A 20,636-nucleotide genomic window follows, 5' to 3' on the forward strand; every position below is an offset into this window, starting at 1 on the left:
ATAGTAATATAAGTATTTCCTAAAAGACAAGAAAGATATGGCTTAGTCTTTGGCTAATTCAAAAATTGCCTGTGCGTAGATTGCTGTCGCCTTCAATAAATCTTCCACTAACAGGTATTCATCTCGTTGATGAGCCGTATCTTGTCTCCCAGGAAATAGTGGCCCAAAAGCAACGCCAACATCTAGGGCACGCCCGTATGTTCCCCCACCGATTGCTAACAATTCAGCCTTTTCACCGGTCTGCTCCGTATAGACGCGCTGTAAAGTTGTTACTAAAGGATGAGCCGGGTCTACACGATGCGGCTTTTTATGAGTAATGATTTCCAACAGATAACCATGCCCAGCTGCGACTTGTTCAAGTCTTGGCTTCCATTGTTCAAACAAAATAGAATGAGGATAACGAATGTTCAGATCAAAACGTACGTCCTCATCCGCTATATAGTGAAAAATTCCAGGATTCAACGTGAGTGCTCCCATCTCCTGGTCTTCTGCTTTAATTCCAAATGCCTCACCATCATGCTGCTGGAATAAATAACTGGCTATAAAATCAACGAATGCTCGTCCCCGTACGTCCAAATCACATTTTTGTAGAAAGTGAGCCAGATAAGCTCCTGCATTTATCCCTTTCGCTGGGTCCATTCCATGAACAGAAACTCCCTGTAAATGAAATGCTATCCCTTTCTCTGTTTGTGTGAAATGACCTCGACACTGTTCTTTTTCCAAATAAAGTTGGTAGGCTTCTGTCCATGCCGCGGCTTGTTCAGGCGAGCAGGCTAGCTCCGCTTCCGCTGTCTCTGGCACCATGTTCACACGCATTCCGGCATCGAAGGAGAGAAGCTTCGCGGTTCCTTCCTGACTACTAGTCGTCTGAGCCAGATTCGTCAATTGTGCAAAGCTTTCATTCGTTTGGCGTAAAACTAGATGAGTTAATCCTTTTTCAGCATAAATGAGCGGGAAGTCTGCATCAGGAGTAAAGCCCATTGTCGGCATTTCCTCAGATTCAAAATAACGTTTTACGCAATCCCAGCCCGACTCTTCATCCGTACCAAAAATCAGTCGAACCCGTTTTTGAAGAGGCAGCTCAAGCTCCTTAATTATTTTGGCAGCAAAAATAGCCGCCATAGCAGGTCCTTTATCATCCAAGGCTCCACGTGCGATTATTTTTCCCTCAATGATCTCTGCTGCAAACGGAGGAGTCGTCCAGCCATCCCCTGGAGGGACTACGTCTACGTGGCTTAAAACGCCAATGCATTCGTCACCCTGTCCAAACTCAGCATGGCCAGCGTATCCATCAATATTTTTGATAGTCATACCTGCATCCTCACATGTTTGCAAAGCGAATTGCAGCGCTGCCTGAACTCCCTTGCCAAATGGAGCCCCTTCCCCAGCCGTATCTGGGTCCAGCACGCTATCGATCTGCAAAAAACGCTGTGTCGCAGCAATTAACTCGTCTTGTCGTTTTTCCACTTCCTGCTGCCAATTAATTGTGTTCATTTTCTTCCTCCTTGTCCTCTTGTAGTTCGATTGGCTTCTCATCAAAATAGACCGATTCAGTGTCCACGTCTAAATCAAGCTCCACAATGCTTAGTAATGGGTCAATCGGGGACTCCTTTTTCCTAGTAAATTCGATCTGGGCCTCCTTAACCTCATCACGAATTTTATTCATCTCGTTATCTAGCGTATAGGAAGCTTTGGCTGATTCAACCAGACGCAGCTTGATATCCTCTGGAATAATTCCTTCGTATTTATACTGTAAGGAATGCTCAATTGTGGCCCAAAAATTCATGCCCAGCGTTCGAATTTGTATTTCAACAGGTATGGTTTTTTGTCCGTCTATGGTCATGATCGGATACTCCACTGCTAGATGATAGCCGCGGTATCCCGTCTCTTTAGGCTGTGTCACATAATCCTTTTCCAGAAAAATCTTCATATCCCTGCGCTCGCGTAGCATATCTACGACAAACGATATATCATCAATAAACTGACAAATAATTCTTAATCCGGCAATGTCTCGAATTTCCCATGCAATATTATCATTGATGGGAAAATGTAGGCGAGTCGCTTTGTTATAAATGCTATTAATTGATTTGACTCGACCGGTAACAAATTCTATCGGCGAGTGAACTTTCCGTTTTTTAAATTCATTACGAATATTTTTTAATTTAACCTTTAGTTCCTCTACAGCTTGCTCATAAGGCATTAGATACAAGTCCCAATCCATTTTTTGCACGTTTTTCCCTCCGACTTGGATTCCTTGTCCTTATATTTATTCAACAGGTAATAAGGAATATCCTGCTTTTGAAAGCCCTTACACAATTATGTAAACACATTGCATTCTTCACGCATAAACTGAGAGTGAAAAAGCGAGAAAAAGCTGCCACCATTAGGTCTGGCACATTCTTCCCGCTTTGCTCCTCATTTATTCATATTCAGTTGGCTCTAATATGCGTACCATAGCAATTTCATCACACATCGGTAATTTGGAGCAATTGATGCAATCCTTCCATACCTTTTGCGGCAAGGCCTCTTTTTGAACAATCTGAAAGCCGCATTTGTGAAAAAACTCAACCTGATACGTAAGGGACAGGACTCGCCGAATTCCTAATTTTCTCGCTTCTTCTACCAAAGCCAGCACTAGCTTCTTCCCAATCCCCATTCCCTGCGCTCGTTCAGCCATCGCAAGCGAACGAATCTCCGCTAAATCCTCCCATAAAATATGCAGGCCACCCATACCCATTACACCTTTCCCATCATGTACGATGATATAAGATTGCAGATGCTCACAAATGGACAGCTTCGTACGGGGGAGCATTAAGCCTTTTGCGGCAAAATGATTAATAATTTCCAACATTTGATCTACATCGTTTATAGTTGCCTGGCGAATTACCAGTGTACCTGTCATACTCATGGTTATATTCCTCCACTCGTAACGTATAAAAATACATAATTTATAATAAATATACATTCAAACTCTGCCAACGTAAAGTGTTTTTTGTTGAAATAATCGCACAATTTTCTTGACGATTTCCTAGTGAGTCAGCAAGATTATGATATACTTCTACCAGGAGGTGTTAGCTTGATTACTCGCAGAGAGCGAAAAAAGCGTGAAACAAAGGAACGTATTTTTAATGCCGCTATTAAATTGTTTAAAGAATATGGTTTTGAAGCGACCACAATTGATATGATCTCCGAGGAAGCGGATGTGGCGCGAGGGACCATTTTTTTACATTTCACCTCAAAAGAAGCGATTCTTGCCAATTGGGGCTATGAACGCTTACAGGAAATTGAAGATAGGCGCGAAGAATGGGATTTTGGAGATAGTTGTAAACAACGCGTCCTACGCATTTATAAAATCCTAAACGAAGTAAATATACAGAACTATGATTTTCTGAAAGTATTGATTGAATCCTCTATGAAGCATCGTAAGGTTCTGGAATCAGAAAAGAAAAATATGTACTTTGAGCTAAGAGAATTATTTGCTGATTTGATTGAAGATGCCCAAGAAAAAGGGAGACTGAAAAGTAAAATTAATCCATTAATTGCGGCCAATATGCTGGAAAACATCTATTACAATGCCTTGTATGATTGGGTACGTAGCGATGGTGGCTGGCCTTTGGAAGAGATCATGGAGGAAAAGGTCTCGATTGTATTTGAAGGACTTGATGTATCTACCCAATCATAAGAATAGCGATTTCTAGTGAACCGGTTACCCGAAGCCTTTTGGTAGCCGGTTTGTTTATGTTATTGATTTCTGTATCAAATAGTAGTCCACCCCCTTCCAATAGCTCCCTTGCTTAACGAACCATAAATATATTGACTTATCTTTCTTGTGCTACTACAATACAAAACAATATCTATATTAAAAAGCCTCTCAAGAAATGCCTTTACAACATTAAACATGATAGCCACGTATAATCATAGGAATATGGCCTATAAGTCTCTACCGGGTTACCGTAAATAGCCTGACTACGCGGATGATACAATAAGACTGCGAATGATCTAGCGGTTTATTTTGTTATACCTATAACAAATTCCCTGCATCCTTCACGTCTTATCACGTGCTTCTGTGTTCATAGAGCCCCAGGTCGATTCCTGGGGTTTTTCTCGTTATGTAAAAACTTTAATTACTAGAGGAGCGATTCAAATGAACATTCAACCTTCTGCCTTACAAAAGCGTATCCAAGCAGCCTCCAAACACACGAAAGCTGATTTGGTTATTAAAAATGGCAAAATCATAAATGTCTTCACTGGAGAAATTGTCGAGGCAGATGTCGCCATTACAGATGGTATGATCATTGGAATCGGAGCCTATGAAGGTAAGGATGTCTGGGATGCTAAAGGTAAATATATCGCTCCAGGCTTCATAGACGGGCATGTTCACATTGAATCATCTATGGTAACACCTGCTCAATTTGCCGAAATTGTCCTCCCTCATGGAGTAACTACTGTAGTCTGCGATCCTCATGAGATTGCCAATGTATCAGGTGCCGCTGGTATTCAATACATGCTAGATTCATCAGAAGGGCTTGACCTTGATGTATATGTGATGCTCCCTTCATGTGTACCTGCTACTTCCTTTGAACACTCAGGTGCGAAGCTGTATGCCAAGGATCTTGCTCCCTTTTATCATCATCCCCGTGTGCTTGGCCTAGCTGAGGTCATGGACTATCCTGCTGTCATGAGCGGCAATGAAGATATGGTTCAAAAAATCGCTGATGCCAGACAACGTGGTAAAAAACTGGACGGGCATCTCGCTGGACTTTCCAAGGATGCCATTAACGTATACATGACAGCGGGAATCCGCACAGATCATGAAGCGGTGTCCTTGCAAGATGCCAAGGAGCGTCTTCAATTAGGAATGTACCTACTCATTCGCGAGGGATCGGCTGCCAAAGACTTGAAGAATCTTATTTCGATCGTAAATGAACGTACAGCAGCACGTTGTCTGTTCTGTACCGACGATAAGCATTTAGATGATCTATTTAAAGAAGGCAGCATAGATTACAGCATACGTCTCGCTATTCAATGCGGTGCTGATCCAATTACGGCAATTCGCATGGCTACACTTACCGCTGCTGAATGCTACGGTCTTGCAGAAAAAGGCGCTGTTGCTCCCGGCTATATAGCCGATCTAGTTATCATGGACAATTTAGAACAAGTTCGTATCACCGATGTTTGGAAAAATGGTAAGCAGGTTGCTAAAAACGGTCGCTACGAAGGAAATATCACTTCTCCTGCAAATGTACCACCTACGATCACCAACAGCGTACGTATCAAACCGGTGACAAAACACGAGCTTCAACTACCTATTACTAGGAAGAAAGCACATATAATTGGTGTCATTCCTAATAGCATTGTAACCAAGCATCTGATTGAAGACGTAGACATCTCCAATGGATTTTTCCAGCCCTCCATCGACCGTGATCTGGCTAAAATGGCTGTAGTGGAGCGCCATCACCAAACAGGTCATATCGGAGTAGGAATTGTAAAGGGCTTTGGCTTACGCTCAGGTGCAATGGCTACTACGATTGCACATGATTCCCATAATATTATTACTGTCGGAACTAACGATGAGGACATGCTGATTGCAATTCAAACACTAGAAGAGATGCAGGGTGGGCTTGTCATTGTTGAAAACGGAAAGGTATTAGCTTCCCTCTCGCTAGAAATTGCTGGTCTAATGACAAGACGTCCAGCAGAACGTGTGATGGCAGAACTCCACCAGTTAGACCAAGCGCTACTTCGTATTGGAGCATCTCAGGAATTCTCTCAATTCCTGACGCTTTCCTTTCTAGCTCTCCCCGTCATCCCTGCATTGAAACTGACTGACATGGGACTTTTTGATGTGAAGCAATTTTTACACATGAACGTATCTGCCGATGAACGTGAACTAGTGATGAAGTAAAAATAAGTAGGCTAAATAGATAAGGAACAATAGGTGTTTCGAACCGCCGTTGTTCCTTTTTTACTATCTACCATCGATACACTAAGTTTACCACAAATTGCAAACAAAAAAGTGAATAAAATGTAAATTTATGTTATATTTTGCCGAATGAATGAGTAGAGATCATCATCACGCGCAGTAACAACGACCAATTTCTTCTTCAGCACATCTTTTTCTTGCGACTCATCCTATCTTCTCCTATGATGGAGGGTAGAGATTTTTTCTAGATTGCTAGATTTGTGCCTGTCTAAGCCTTATGAGAACATGGGCAAAATAAATCTAATCCCTATTGAAGAAACGATAATATTGCAGACTCGAAGACATTTGCCTTACGATCTAAAAGCAAATGTCTGTTTTTTACTACATGCTTTGTTTTGCTATTCTCAATTGCTCTTTTCGTATTTTTCATCCTATGAAAAAGAGCGTCATATTTGTTTGGAGGGTTACCATTCGTGAAGAATCAAATCAGACGAGAAGATATTGAATTGCTAGCACCGGCAGGTAATTGGGATTGCCTAAAAGCCGCTGTTGCCAACGGAGCAAATGCCATCTTTTTTGGTGTAGAGAAGTTTAATGCTCGCGCTCGTGCCGAAAACTTTCAAATGAAAGAACTACCTGAGATTATGGCTTACCTGCATATGTACGGGGTGAAGGGCTTCCTTACCTTTAACATTCTTGTCTTTGAAAATGAATTAGAAGATGCAAAAGAGTTAATTGATGCCTGTATTGAAGCTGGTGTAGACGCAGTAATTGTACAGGATTTAGGCTTGGTCAAGCTAATCCGTGAAATCAGCCCCGACTTCCCTATTCACGGTTCTACCCAAATGACCATCACCTCTCCAGAAGCGGTCGAATTTACTAAACCATATAACATGGAACGAGTCGTATTAGGTCGTGAAAACTCATTAAAAGAAATCAGGAAAATCGGTGAAAAGGCAAAATTACCGATGGAAGTATTCGTTCATGGAGCCCTCTGTGTTTCCTATTCTGGACAATGCCTTACCTCAGAAATGTGGGGCGGTCGCTCTGCCAACCGTGGTGAATGCGCACAGGCCTGTCGTCTGCCCTATGATTTAATGGTAGATGGAATCCAAAAAGAGATGGGTAATATCGCTTATTTACTCTCTCCAAAGGATTTGGCTGCGATTGATATCATGCCAGAATTAATTGAGGCAGGAGTCACTTCCTTTAAAATTGAAGGACGTTTAAAAACACCAGAATACGTAGCCAACGTAGTTAGCAAGTATCGAGCAGCTATTGATCGATATTTTGCTGGAGATAACGCTAAGCCAAGCAAGGAAGAAATTCGTGAGCTACAACAAAGCTTTTCCCGCGGATTTACTCATGGTTTTCTTGAGGGAACAAATAACCGCCTCTTATTAGACGGTAGCTTCCCGAAAAGCCGCGGTGTCTACCTTGGTACTGTAAAGAAGGTGTTAAAACACGCTCTCTTAGTAGAAGTTACTTCTCCATTAAAACGTGGAGATGGTATCGTATTTGATGCAGGTGATCCGACTCAGAAAGAAGAAGGCGGTCGTGTTTACGATATTTTAGTGCATGGTGACAAAGTAGAAGGTCAGGTGCGGGAAGGTTTATATGAAATTGTCATGGGTCGAAACGATGTAAAGCTAGGTCGTATCCATGTAGGTGATCGTGTGTGGAAAACGAATGATCCTGAATTAAACAAGCAGCTGCGTAAAACCTTTGAAACCGAAAAGCCTTATACAACCTTCCCAGTAGCCCTGCATGTTTCTGGACGCGTAGGAGAGCCACTACAAACCGTGTGGATCGATGAGCAGGCTAATCATGCGGTAACGATTGCTTCTGCAATGCCTTTAGAGCAAGCGATGAAGCGACCAATGACCCATGCCTCCTTATATGATCAATTTAGCAGACTTGGAGGAACCTTGTTCCATCTGCCAGAGGATCGTCTCTCCTTAGACTTGGAGGGTGAGGTAATCATTCCTGTCAGTGAGTTGAATCGGATGCGTCGTGAAGCAAGCGAGCAACTGCTTTATCTTCGCCGTAAACCGCCTGTTTATCAAAAAAATCCAGTAGACGTGTATGCTAGTGTGGCCAAAAATAAACCAGTGGAAAATCCCCTACTAACTGTGCTTTGTCGTTCCTTGGAACAGATAGAAGCGGCTGCAAAAACCGATGTTGACTTTATTTATGCAGACTTCGAATTTGTAAAGCAATATCCCCAAGCAGTTAAACTAGCACATCAGTACGGAAAAAAAATTGGACTTGCTACTATGCGTATTCATATGCCGGATGAAAATGGCGTACTGGCTCTCATTGCAAAAAGTAAGCCGGATGCTATCCTAGTTCGTAACACAGGGGCGTTGTACTACTATCTCTCACGCCGTGATGAAATAAAAATTCCATTAATCGGTGACTTCTCTTTAAATATTGCTAATCATAAAGCTGTTGAATTATTCATGGGCTATGGTCTTGAGCGCGTCACACCATCCTATGACTTAAATATTCAACAGATGGTCGACATGCTTGAACATGCAGATGCCGCTCCGTTAGAATTAGTTATTCATCAGCATTTGCCAATGTTCCATACCGAGCATTGCATCTATTGTACATTCATGAGTGAAGGGACAGATCACACGAATTGTGGTACTCCTTGTGAAACATCACGTGCTTCCTTGCGAGATCGCGTAGGCTTCTCTCATCCAGTCCGTGTAGATACCGGTTGCCGTAATACGGTTTATAATGCGATTGACCAATCTGGTGCCGAATATTTGTCAGAATTTAAGCGATTAGGAGTAGGGGCATACCGCATAGAATTTTTAGAGGAAGAACCTTCTCGCGTACAAGAAGTGATTCACTTATATCGCAAAGCTCTACGCGGAGAGATTTCTGGCACAAAGGTTTGGAAGGCCTTAAAAGCAACCAATCAGCTTGGTGTAACACGCGGACAACTAACCAAATAGACAAAAAAGTTGAAAACAAAGGAGAGTAGATCATGGCCAATTTGCAAGAAGCAACGTTAGAAAACCTGACTGTTATTATCGAGGGAATTAAAAGCAAGCTAAACATGGCAAATACCCAAGTAATGCGCCCAGAGGATTTTAAAATGGATAGCTATGAGGACCTGTTATATCTATATAACATGGTGCAAAAGAAAACCAGCTTTAGCGTGAATGAAATGACCGCGATTGTTGAAGAGTTAGGTAGCATGCGTAAAACAGATTAGAATGCAGTAAACTAAGTGCCGAAACGGCATGAGACAACAAAAGGACCACGTCCCCTAGAGATGTGGTCCTTTTCTGTTAGAAGCATTTAGACATATTCGTCAAACCATCCAGCAATCGCTTGTAGCCGGATAATTCTATGCCCAGGGTCACCGCTTCGCGACAATTCGTGTGTTGCATCTGGAAAACGCATAAGACGTACAGAAGCTTTATTATGCTGTTTAATAGCAGTAAAAAATTGTTCTGCCTGTTCAATGGGGCATCGATAATCACGTTCACCATGTAAAATGAGCAAGGGTGTTTCAACGTTTTGAGCGTAGCGTAACGGAGAATGCTGCCAGAGCCTATCTGGATCCGTAACCAAATCACCATGAATTTCCCATTTCGCAAAATAATAGCCTATGTCACTTACTCCAGCAAAGCTGATCCAGTTCGAAATAGAGCGCTGGGTCACCGCCGCTTTGAACCGTTTATTCTGTGTAACAATCCAATTCGTCATAAAACCACCGTAGCTCCCACCGGTTACTCCCATCCGCTGCTCATCTAAATAATCGTAATGGGTTACTACATAAGTAACCCCCTTCATCAGGTCTTGATAATCTTTTCCTCCATAATCGCCACGAACTGCGTTGACAAACTTTTGACCGTATCCATGGCTCCCGCGTGGATTCGTGTACAAAATAGCATAGCCCTTAGCCGCTAAAAAGTGCAGCTCGTGAAAAAATGTATAGCCGTACATTGTATGTGGTCCGCCATGAACTTGCAGGATCAGCGGATAGGTTTTACCTGTTTGATAAAAAGACGGCTTTAGTAGCCACCCCTGTATCTTCCATCCGTCTTCGGTTTGGTAGGTAATCATCTCTGGGCTGGATAGCTCCACTTCTTTTAACCATTGATTACTTGTTGTCAGCCGTTTGCTCTTTCCTTTTTTTATATCAATGAAAAACAAATCCCCAGGAGTCAATGGATCGCTTATTGCCACGACAGCCTTACCGCTCATAGGATGGAGAGTCCATCCATATACATGGTGCTCTCCGCTTACAATCGGAATGTTCTCTCCCGTGACGGAGATATAATGAAAATTCACTCTACCTTGCTTTGAAACCGTGATATAGTTGCCCTGACCATCTGCACTCCAGACAGCACCTGGATGAACGTGCCTACTGCGCATATCTCCAACCATTGCATCTGAAAAATGTACATCCCACTTTTCTGTCAAACAGCGCCGATTCCCTGTATCTACTTGAAAATGCCACACATGCATTAATTTTTCCTGTTCAAATATCCGCTCGTAGCCTACACACGCGATCGTTTTGCCGTCTGGCGACCAGGTCGGATACATGAACGTTCCCGTTGAACCAGACAAATTGCTCCAAGAGCCATCTTCTACTGAATGTAGCCATAAATCGCAGGTTGGATAAAATCGTTCACTTTTGCGCTCTATCACACAACATACAATCTGTTTGCCATCCGGTGACCAGGCGGCCATCGAATGGTCCTGCTCTTCAGTCGTGATTTGATGCAATTGACCGCTGATTCGATCGCAAACTACAAGTTGACTGTACTTTCCATCCCAAAAACCAGCGTCATCAGATTTATAACGAATATAATCCACCTGTAAAACTGGCTTTCCATGTAACGCAGGTAACGGGCTGATTATGCACTCCTTCTGGTCAGGCTTGCTATTGCTTTCTTTGTCTTTATCCGATGCCGATGATAAGACAGGTATATTTGTTGTTTTAGCATGCAAAGAGCTGCGTGGTGAATCCTCAGGAGCTGTCGTTTCCAGTTCCTGCGTTTCATGTAGCGTTTCATTTGGAGATAATCTTACTTGAACTAGCAGTTTTTCACTATTTGGTGACCAAACCGGCTTTGCTGCACCATGTCTGTTCGTTGTTAGCTGGCGAGCTTCTCCTCCCTTAACAGAAAGGAGCCAAACCTGTGTATCTCCAGAACGATCTGACTCAAATGCAAGCCAATTGCCATCTGGTGACCACCTGGGATGAGAATTCCGGTGGTTACCATACGTCCACTGCTGTTCCCAAGAGTCTACTAGAGAACGGATAAACAAGTTAGAAATATACTTTCCGCTAGAATCAATCGTTCTTTTTATGTATACGACTTTATTCCCATCAGGAGATATTTGCGGGTCCTCCAGCCATTCAAAACGTAACAAATCTTCCGCAGTCATCTTTCGTTTTCTGGTCACCATAGTCATTCCCCCTCATGTCCATCTGTAGCTACACACCACACATGTACTTTCACGTATGTTACTAAAAAAAAGACACGACTTACCTAAAAGCAATAGGTCGTGTCTTGGATGGATGTTTAATGATTAACAATGCCTACTCGTACCTCTTCCTGCTCAAGCTCCAGAGCCTCTGCCCCTTGTTTCCACAGTAGATATCGAATACTATCTGTAAGTGCCTCCCAGCTAGCCTCAATCACGTTCGTTGATACTCCCACTGTACTCCAGTTCTCTCCCTGATGAGTGGATTCAATTAGCACACGCACTTTAGCTGATGTCGCTTCACTCTCATCTAGTACACGTACCTTATAATCCTTTACATGCATGTGACTAAGAGTTGGGAAGTGCTGCTCTAATGCCTTTCGTAATGCATTATCTAGCGCATTGACCGGCCCATTTCCTTCTGCTACCGTATGTACGGTTTGACCACTGATCTTACACTTCACCATCGCTTCAGAGACAATGGATTTATCCGGCTTTTTTTCCATAAATACTTTAAAGGATTCTAACTGGAATAGTTCAGATTCTTCCCCCGATTCCTGTAAGAGCAAGAGGGTAAGAGAAGCTTCTGCGCCCTCGTATTGGTAACCAGCATACTCTTTGTCCTTCAGACGCTGTACCACTTCTTTTGACACTGATTTTTCTCCATGAAAATGTAATTGTAATTCTTCTGCCTTTGCTACTAAATTACTCTGTCCGGATAGCTCCGAAACAAGAATTCGTCTACGATTCCCGATAACTTCCGGTTCAATATGCTCATAAGTAGCTGTGTTTTTCATAACGGCACTCACATGGATGCCGCCTTTGTGAGCAAAAGCACTATTACCTACAAATGGTTGATTAACTGCCAACGTAATGTTAGCTATTTCAGCAACATAGCGAGAAAGACTGGTTAGCTGCTTTAAATGATCATCAGATACACAATGATAGCCTAATTTCACCTGTAGATTGGCAATAGCAGAAACTAAGTTTACATTTCCACATCGTTCACCAATCCCATTTATCGTTCCTTGAACCTGCTCTGCACCAGCTTGAACCGCTGCAATCACATTGGCCACAGCCAACTCACAATCGTTGTGAGGATGAATGCCAATCGGTTTCCTACAGGCTTCCTTTATCTGGATAACAATTTCTTTCATTTCGTGAGGAAGCGTACCGCCATTCGTATCACATAAAACGATCCAGTCTGCACCAGCTTTTTCTGCTGCTTGTAATACATCCAATGCATATAGAGGATTCGCTTTGTATCCATCAAAAAAATGCTCTGCTAAGAACATGACTTCAAGCCCGTTTTCATGTAAATATTTTACGGAATCATAAATCATACGCCGATTTTCGGCTAGCGTGGTTTTTAGTGCGTCAGATACATGTAAATCCCAAGCCTTTCCGAAAATTGAAGCTACAGACACACCACTTTCCAGAATTGCGCGTAAATTATCATCCTGAGAAGCTTGAAGATTAGGTCGACAGGTGCTACCGAAGGCTGTTAATCTCGAATGCTCTAGCCCTATTTCCTTCATTCTTTTGAAAAAGGCCATATCCTTAGGATTGCTCCCCGGCCAACCGCCTTCAATATAATCCACTCCAAACTGATCTAGGCGTACAGCGATTTTAACCTTATCCTCCACAGATAGACTGATGCCCTCTCCCTGGGTACCGTCCCGTAAGGTTGTATCGTACAGATAGATTTTTTTTCCCTTCATTCTGATCCCTCTCCATCATCCATCTTTTTATTTTGATTTTTTAGAAAAATCATTCTCCAATCCAAGCCCTCTATTTTGCCTATCAGTATATCATAAGCAAAAGAGCGAAAAAAAGGCATTTATCGGAAAAACAATCGACATTTGAATGAATCGAGCAAGATTTTTAAAAATGAAAGGGAATGGCAGGGGAAATCGAAAACAATACATGTAACACTGACTTCCCCCACTACTTTATTATGGTTGAGTATTTTGTAGGACAAATTGGGCAGTAACTTCAATCGCCTCTTCCAATTCCGCACTCGTTCCCGTAAACGGATGTCTTGTATTCATTACATGGTCCGCTTCGCCAATCCAGTGCAACCTGGCTTTCGGATAGGCTTCTTTCAATCGTTTAGCGCCTTGTACCAGGCGGCCAAAATCCTTCTCACCTTGTACAATCAAGAGAGGTTTATCAAGCTGGGACACTTTTTTCACCAAATCATAAGCCTCTGCATTTTGATCGACATCCTCAATCACCTCAGGCGTAATTGGCATTTTTTGTCCAGTTCGCCCGTTTATCATATAAGCTATGCCGTTCTCCTTTACTTCTTGACGTACATTTTCATCAAATAAATTGACGTTGGCTATGCCGTTCCAGGTAATAATTCCCTTGATAGCTGGATGATCCGCTCCAAATAAAACAGAATCACCGCCGCCCTTGCTATGCCCCATTACAAAAATGTGTTCAGTATCAAAATGCTCTGCCAAAGGTAGCTCACGGTCTAGTATCGCCCTCATGAGTACATGCAAATCAGCGAGCTCACGTGCATACGTATTGATTCCGAATTTTTCTAGCTCATCGAATTCAGTCAGGCTCGCCCCAACTCCATTTGCTGAAAAATTAAAGCAGATGACTGTCATATTTTTTGCGGCTAGGGTATCTGCTACATAAGGGAAGCTACCCCAATCCTTAAAGCCTTTAAATCCGTGGCAAAAAATCAGGACAGGCTGTTTCTCTCCTGGACCCGCTGTAGTATGCACATCTCCGCGTATCACAAAAGAATCTTCAAGAGGCAACACAAAAGCTTGTTGCATAATAAATTCCCCCCACCATTTTGTTATAGATCAATATTCTTTCATCCTATCCCCATTATCCCTGATGATTATGTAAAAAAGCTAATGCTGCCCGCCCCAATACTTCAGCGGCAACTAGCATGGCTCTCTCATCAATATCAAAACGTGGATGATGGTGAGGATAACAAGCGCCAATCTCTTCATTCCTTGCTCCAATAAAAACGAAAGCCCCTGGAGCCTTTTGTAAATAGTATGAAAAATCCTCTCCGCCCATGGTCGGCTTTAACGGGATAAGTCGCTCTTCCCCAACCGCTGATATAGCCGCTTGACGTACCATTTCTGCTTCCGCTGCTGTGTTGATAACGGCAGGATAGCCTCTGTCATAATCTAAAACAGCGGTTCCTCCCATCATAGTAGCTGTACCTTCCACGATTTCTTTTAATCGCCGTTCACTCAAATCACGGATTTCTGGCAAGAACGTACGTAGAGTTCCAGTCATTTTGCAAGAATCAGCGATCACATTAAAGTTATCTCCAGCGTTAAAGGTTCCAATCGTCACAACAACACTCTCCAATGGGTCCACATTACGGCTAGCAATCGTTTGAATGTTATTGACAATCTGTGAGCCGATTACTATAGAATCCACTGTTTGATGTGGAATGGCACCATGCCCACCCCTGCCCTGAATTTTAATAGTAAAATCATCAGCATTAGCCATTACTGGACCTGGTGCAATCCCTACACTGCCATATGGAAAATCAGCCCAGAGATGCGCTCCAAATACTGCATCTACTCCGTCCATAGCTCCATCCTGCACCATATAGGTTGCTCCACCTGGATTCTCTTCCTCAGCAAATTGAAACAAGAATACGATAGTACCAGGAATCTCTTCACGATGCTGTGCTAAAACACTAGCAAGACCTAATAAGCCTGCCGTATGACCATCATGCCCACATGCATGCATGACACCTGGAATCTTGGATTTATATTCGACATCTTTTTGATCCTGAATTGGCAATGCATCAAAATCAGCGCGAATCGCAACCGTTTTTCCTGGCTTTCCTCCAATCAGAGTTCCCACGACACCACGGCCGCCCACTTTTTCACGTACTTGGTCTAGGCCCATTTCTCGTAAGATGCTGGCAATCATCGCAGGTGTGTTCTCTTCCTTAAATGACAGCTCAGGGTATTGATGGAAGTGACGGCGCCACTCCACCATTTGAGTAAAGCATTCCTTCAAATATGCACCTAAGGGCATTCCAACTTGACTGGTCATAGCAATTACTCCTCTTTTGTCTCTTTTTTCTGATGATAACAAACCAATGAGCAATACGAAAGTCTTATCAAAAAGTAAAACGACCACTTAAGCCCCGAAAGGCAAAAGTAGTCGTGATTTATGTGTAACATTATGGATTCACTTTTTCAACGTTGGCTGCTTGTGGACCACGCTGCCCCTCCACAATATCAAATGTTACTTGTTCACCCTGCTCCAGATTACGGAGCCCTGTACCATTAATGCCGGTATAGTGAACGAAAATATCCGTACCGTCTTCCCTTTCAATAAATCCATACCCTTTTTCCTTGTTAAACCATTTTACTTTTCCTTGCATTCAAAAATGCCTCCCTTACCATCAATCAGTAAAGCAACAAATGCTTTCTTGGCATGTTATGCAGGGATCTTCCCAAATGCTTGCGGGAAAGCAAGAAAATTTCATCTGTCTTTCTAAGAAAGCAGTATTCTTTAGCTTGTTCTTATAAGCCTTTGTATGAAGAAGCCAACTAGCTTGCAGACTCTGTTGAAATGCTAAGAAGCTCTGCCTGTACAGCTTGAAGCTTGGCTATATCAATATTACTATCTAGCGCTGCCAGCAAACCGTTCACGTATTCATCCACTTGCTCTTCCACTTTGGCCCGCTCCTTTTGCCACATATCCGCTACCGCTTTTGTGAACACGCCCTCTAAAATCTGGTTTCCCCAAGCAAGCTGCTGATCTATTGGTTCCTGCAATAATTTTTCTATGATTTCTCGCATTTTGGTTTTGCCTTCCCCTTCAAAGAAATCACGTGGGTTTTTAAAAGCTTGTAAGGCAGGTTGAAAGTATTGAGTGGATATTTCTTTCAGTTGCTCAGGTACTGCTGGTGTTTCAATCTGCTGTTGGGTATACGGGGCAAGTAACAAGCTGTGAAAGGTTTCCTTCACATCGTGCTGCCAAGCCTGTACACGTTTATTTCCTTCCTTATGCAATACCTTTTCTAATCGTAGAGAGGTAGCTCGCATCTCTTGTGCTAAATCATACCCAATCGAACGCAGCAAGTCATCCAAGCATGCTTGAGCCGTTTTCTTCAGATTACGACCATCATCTTTTAAAACAGAGGGATTAAATGCTTGACTAAATAACTCCGACAACCGTAAAAATAGTCGTTGCTTCACATAATATAAAAGTTCAACTCGCTCCTGTTCCATAAAACGAGTAATTGAGCTTATTTGAGCTGCCTGCACGCGTTGGATTACAGTCGCTCTTTCCTCTTCAAGATGTGCGCGTCTCTCTTCTCTGACTGTCTCTCCTTGTTGCGACAGGTCTAGAAACTCTGCTAAGATCGTGCGAGCGCGGTTAATCTCACTCTCTGCTGCGGCTACAGCCATATGAGCTAGACCATCTATTGTAAAGTGTAAGAAATCCTGTTCAAATTTATCCAAGCCTGATAATTTCAATCCTTCATGAAAATCAGGCAATGGTTCACTTTCGTTAACGCTGACACGCTGTCGATAAATTTTCTCAGAAGAGGAGGTGAGCTTCCCGTTTTTATGCAGGTGTGCAAGCAATGCTGTCTGGCTCGATACCGGATAAATTCGCGGATGTCGAATGCCACAGGATAACAGGTTTTTCTCCACATGTGTAAGAACGTCTTGTAATTCATCATCATTTTGTGCTAAATCAGCCGCGTTGACAATAAAGAACATTTTATCCAACTCAAACGTATCCTTTACACGACCCATTTGTAGTAAAAATTCTCGATCAGCTTGGGCAAACGCATGATTATAATAGGTCACGAATAAAATTACATCTGCATTTTTTAAATATTCAAAAGCCACTCCTGTGTGTCTGGCATTGATAGAATCAGCTCCTGGTGTGTCTACTAATACCATTCCCTGCTCCGTCAGCGGACACGTGTAATACAGCTCAATATAATCGGCAAAGCATGCTTTTTCCTCTTTAGCAACAAACTTTTTAAACTCTTTTTCATCTACCAAAAGCTCCTGACCGAGATGCTTTTCAATCTCTGGCAGCCCTTTTATTACTGCCTTTAAAAAGGTGTAATGAGGCTTGGCATTTGGAGCGATGTCTGATATGTCAATGGAAGACACCGCCTCACATCCACTAGTCAAGTCATGCGCCTGCTTACCAAACACCTCTAACGAGCGCAGAACATCCTGCTCGATCGATTCATGTGATTTTAGTACAACACGTACAGTTCCATGTGGATATTCATCGGTTGGTGGCATTATTTTATTAATGGCTGCCGTAGTAGGGTTGGGAGAGACGGGCAGGACCATATCTCCCATTAATGCATTTGCAAAGGATGATTTTCCCGCACTAAACGCACCGAATAAAGCAACAGTAAATCGATTTTCCTCCATACGCTGCGCACGCTCTGTCATTGCTTGGGCTTGTTGCTTTAACCCAGTAATCTGATTGATTAACTCGCTTGCGTGACGTAGCTTGCCTGCACTTGTACGTAACATCTGTTTTACTTGGTTCATAATGGTCTCCTTTATATGTCTCCTGCTAACAACGATGTTAGTTTTTGTTTTGTGTTCGTTTCCTGATCGAGATAAGTCTTCTGTTGCTTAAACGCTTGTTCTAATTTTCTTAATTCAACCAGACGTTCTTTTACCTTGTTTTCTTCAGTGATCGCTTGTTCAGTCAGTTTTGAATTTAATTGATCTATGAATGATAGGCCTTGTTTTCGATACTTTGCTTTAATGCTATCAGAAATATCCTGACAGTAATTCATGACATACTCACTAGTTCCTGCTCCTTCTTTGACTAGAGAAGCAAGCCACTCGGAGGTAAGCTCGATCTGATTAGCGTGAACAGCTTTATTGTAGGCCTCATCACGAATGTTATAGCGATCAGCAAAGGCTAACAGTAGTTGTTTATAGTGGAAGTCGAGATTACCGGCTACTTTTTCTGTTACGTCATTCAGCAACGCTTGTAGCCTTGCTTGTCGCTCTTCTTCCGTCTTTTTAGCTGTAAACAAGAACCCTACCTTAAAGCCCGGCTTGCGCGTTTCTACGTAAGCTTCAGCGGCCTGATTTGTACTATAGTAGGTTAAGCGAGCGTTTTGTAATAAGCTTGTAAGCTCCTTTTCCATTTCGTTATAGGCTTGTTGGTTATTTTGCTGTAAGTGAGACCATTCTTTTTCAGTCAAAGCTAGTAATTGCATCAGGCTCTCTTCATTTGTTACATCGTATCCTTTTTCCTGTAGAGCTGATAAGCCATTATCTATTTGCTCGATTACTTCTTCAAGCTGGGTCTGGTTAGCACGGCGTAAAAAGCGAATATGCTCCTCAATCAAGGCAAGAGACGCATGTAGGATACTGTCTGCCAGCAATTCTGTACGGTGGTGATATAAGCTAATCAATTTTTCAAGGAATTCCTCGTATTGATTTTCCGGATGCTCTGGTTCAGCTAGAGTGGTATAGAAGATCCCGTTTGGTTTGATATTCCAAGTGGCAAATGCCTCTTCTACACTCTCCTTGTAATCATCAAAATCCAATTCAAAATCAACGTGCTTATCAATCATATTAATGACAAGATAGACAGGCTTCTTACGATCTGTAAGCATTTTGGTAAAATTAAAGTTTTCTTCTGCCTGCACATGGTTGTAATCCATCATATATATCACTGCATCTGCCAAGTGCAAAGCAGATTCTGTCGCTACTTTATGTGCGGCATCTGTGGAATCTATTCCCGGTGTATCCAATAAGCTTGATTTCTCATCAAGAAACAGTCCTGGATAGCATATTTCTACCCATTCTACTTGGTCACCATCTACAGCAAACTTTTTTAATTCCTCCAAGTTCGTTTGTGGATCGAAATGAAGAACTCCGCTATGACGCGTATATACATTAGCAGCAGGCTGTCCACCACGAATCTTTACTACATTTGCACTTGTTGGAATTGGATTCGAAGGTAATAGCTCCTGTCCAAGTATGGTGTTAATCATTGTAGATTTTCCAGCAGAGAAGTGTCCACAAAAAGCAATGCTCATCTCTTCAGCATTTCCTTTTGTCACAAGCTGTTCTATTTTAAGTGCTTGCGACTCATCACCATGTTGGCGCATGAGCAGTGCCACATGACCTAGCTGCTCCACTCGTTGTTGTAGTGCTTTCTTATTTTCTTGTTTCATCTCTTCTGTATATCCAATCACGTGTAATCACTCCATCTTAATGACTCTACCATGACCGAATGTACCATACTACTACCTCGGGTTCAATCTATATGTGCGAATATTTTCATAAGTATACAGTTGGCATAAAAGGAAAAAACCCCGAGACAGATGATAACATCGTCTCGAGGCTTTGATTATGTATGGTGCCGGTAGAGGGACTTGAACCCCCACGGTTTCCCTCACGATTTTGAGTCGCGCGCGTCTGCCAATTCCGCCATACCGGCATATTTAAATGGTCGGGAAGACAGGATTCGAACCTGCGACACCTTGGTCCCAAACCAAGTACTCTACCAAGCTGAGCTACTTCCCGTTATAATGATGGCGTGCCCTGAGAGATTCGAACTCCCGACCTTTTGATTCGTAGTCAAACGCTCTATCCAGCTGAGCTAAGGGCACAAAAAGAAAGAATTGTTCTTTCAAAACTAGATAATGAAAGTCAGCATAAAGGCAATGTGGATAAGTCCTCGACCGATTAGTATTCGTCAGCTCCATGCATTACTGCACTTCCACACCGAACCTATCAACCTCATCGTCTATAAGGGGTCTTACTAGCTTGCGCTATGGGAAGTCTCATCTTGAAGGGGGCTTCACGCTTAGATGCTTTCAGCGCTTATCCCGTCCGCACATAGCTACCCAGCTGTGCCACTGGCGTGACAACTGGTGCACCAGAGGTGCGTCCATCCCGGTCCTCTCGTACTAAGGACAGCTCTCCTCAAACTTCCTACGCCCGCGACAGATAGGGACCGAACTGTCTCACGACGTTCTGAACCCAGCTCGCGTACCGCTTTAATGGGCGAACAGCCCAACCCTTGGGACCTACTTCAGCCCCAGGATGCGATGAGCCGACATCGAGGTGCCAAACCTCCCCGTCGATGTGGACTCTTGGGGGAGATAAGCCTGTTATCCCCAGGGTAGCTTTTATCCGTTGAGCGATGGCCCTTCCATGCGGAACCACCGGATCACTAAGCCCGACTTTCGTCCCTGCTCGACTTGTAGGTCTCGCAGTCAAGCTCCCTTGTGCCTTTA

Annotated in this window: 14 protein-coding genes, 3 tRNA genes, 1 rRNA gene and 1 riboswitch (1 of these 19 running past the window's edge); of the genes, 4 read left to right on the plus strand and 14 right to left on the minus strand. The window is 42.9% G+C overall.

The window, feature by feature from the left end:
• Positions 1-42: 42 nt before the first annotated feature.
• The 3 genes from pepV to GOP56_RS12575 all read right to left on the minus strand — a co-directional run bounded on the left by pepV (position 43) and on the right by GOP56_RS12575 (position 2,908).
• Entirely contained in the window at positions 43-1,494 is a 1,452-nt protein-coding gene (pepV, locus tag GOP56_RS12565; protein WP_163245757.1) for a dipeptidase PepV, read from the minus strand.
• Positions 1,481-2,230, minus strand: a complete 750-nt coding sequence (locus GOP56_RS12570) for a GTP pyrophosphokinase (RefSeq protein ID WP_022585948.1) — start codon at positions 2,228-2,230, stop codon at positions 1,481-1,483. Before GOP56_RS12570 ends, pepV begins: the two co-directional genes overlap by 14 nt.
• 189 nt (positions 2,231-2,419) lie before the next feature.
• On the minus strand, positions 2,420-2,908 hold the full coding sequence (locus GOP56_RS12575; protein WP_003334746.1) for an N-acetyltransferase: 489 nt from the start codon (positions 2,906-2,908) through the stop codon (positions 2,420-2,422).
• A gap of 168 nt (positions 2,909-3,076) precedes the next feature.
• On the opposite strand from GOP56_RS12575, the gene GOP56_RS12580 reads away from it, so the two are divergent.
• The 4 genes from GOP56_RS12580 (at position 3,077) to GOP56_RS12595 (ending at position 9,152) form a co-directional block, all read left to right on the plus strand.
• Positions 3,077-3,682, plus strand: coding sequence for a TetR/AcrR family transcriptional regulator (locus GOP56_RS12580; protein WP_003334745.1), 606 nt, complete (start codon positions 3,077-3,079; stop codon positions 3,680-3,682).
• A gap of 205 nt (positions 3,683-3,887) precedes the next feature.
• A riboswitch (purine riboswitch) is annotated at positions 3,888-3,989 on the plus strand.
• Positions 3,990-4,144: 155 nt separating this feature from the next.
• Positions 4,145-5,905: an adenine deaminase gene (gene ade, locus GOP56_RS12585; protein WP_163245758.1), complete on the plus strand. Its 1,761-nt coding sequence runs from the start codon at positions 4,145-4,147 to the stop codon at positions 5,903-5,905.
• Positions 5,906-6,396: 491 nt separating this feature from the next.
• A complete protein-coding gene (locus GOP56_RS12590) occupies positions 6,397-8,889 on the plus strand; it encodes a U32 family peptidase (RefSeq protein WP_068793535.1) in 2,493 nt (830 codons plus the stop codon).
• Between the two features lie 32 nt (positions 8,890-8,921).
• A complete protein-coding gene (locus tag GOP56_RS12595) occupies positions 8,922-9,152 on the plus strand; it encodes a DUF1128 domain-containing protein (RefSeq protein WP_003334740.1) in 231 nt (76 codons plus the stop codon).
• 86 nt (positions 9,153-9,238) lie between these two features.
• Here the strand turns inward: GOP56_RS12595 and GOP56_RS12600 are convergent, their stop codons facing one another.
• The 11 genes from GOP56_RS12600 to GOP56_RS12650 form a co-directional block, all read right to left on the minus strand.
• The gene (locus tag GOP56_RS12600) at positions 9,239-11,362 is read right to left on the minus strand and encodes a S9 family peptidase (RefSeq protein ID WP_163245759.1); all 2,124 of its coding nucleotides are present in this window, start codon (positions 11,360-11,362) and stop codon (positions 9,239-9,241) included.
• 116 nt (positions 11,363-11,478) lie between these two features.
• Entirely contained in the window at positions 11,479-13,101 is a 1,623-nt protein-coding gene (gene cimA, locus GOP56_RS12605; protein WP_163245760.1) for a citramalate synthase, read from the minus strand.
• A 234-nt stretch (positions 13,102-13,335) separates the two neighbouring features.
• Positions 13,336-14,175 (minus strand): alpha/beta hydrolase, encoded by an 840-nt coding sequence (locus GOP56_RS12610; protein WP_163245761.1) that lies wholly within the window; start codon positions 14,173-14,175, stop codon positions 13,336-13,338.
• 55 nt (positions 14,176-14,230) lie between these two features.
• Positions 14,231-15,430 (minus strand): M20 metallopeptidase family protein, encoded by a 1,200-nt coding sequence (locus GOP56_RS12615; protein ID WP_003334735.1) that lies wholly within the window; start codon positions 15,428-15,430, stop codon positions 14,231-14,233.
• A 130-nt stretch (positions 15,431-15,560) separates the two neighbouring features.
• Positions 15,561-15,764 (minus strand): cold shock domain-containing protein, encoded by a 204-nt coding sequence (locus tag GOP56_RS12620; protein ID WP_003334734.1) that lies wholly within the window; start codon positions 15,762-15,764, stop codon positions 15,561-15,563.
• A gap of 169 nt (positions 15,765-15,933) precedes the next feature.
• The gene (locus GOP56_RS12625) at positions 15,934-17,916 is read right to left on the minus strand and encodes a dynamin family protein (RefSeq protein WP_163245762.1); all 1,983 of its coding nucleotides are present in this window, start codon (positions 17,914-17,916) and stop codon (positions 15,934-15,936) included.
• 11 nt (positions 17,917-17,927) lie between these two features.
• A complete protein-coding gene (locus tag GOP56_RS12630) occupies positions 17,928-19,589 on the minus strand; it encodes a dynamin family protein (RefSeq protein ID WP_163245763.1) in 1,662 nt (553 codons plus the stop codon).
• Between the two features lie 162 nt (positions 19,590-19,751).
• Positions 19,752-19,834: transfer RNA gene (locus GOP56_RS12635), tRNA-Leu, on the minus strand.
• A 9-nt stretch (positions 19,835-19,843) separates the two neighbouring features.
• Positions 19,844-19,920 (minus strand) — tRNA-Pro (locus GOP56_RS12640).
• 9 nt (positions 19,921-19,929) lie between these two features.
• Positions 19,930-20,006, minus strand: a tRNA-Arg gene (locus GOP56_RS12645).
• A gap of 56 nt (positions 20,007-20,062) precedes the next feature.
• Positions 20,063-20,636: ribosomal RNA gene (locus tag GOP56_RS12650) — 23S ribosomal RNA — on the minus strand; it runs 2,356 nt beyond the window's last position.

Origin of the sequence: Brevibacillus sp. 7WMA2, from assembly GCF_010748895.1 — a bacterium.
Classification (GTDB): Bacteria; Bacillota; Bacilli; order Brevibacillales; family Brevibacillaceae; genus Brevibacillus_B; species Brevibacillus_B halotolerans.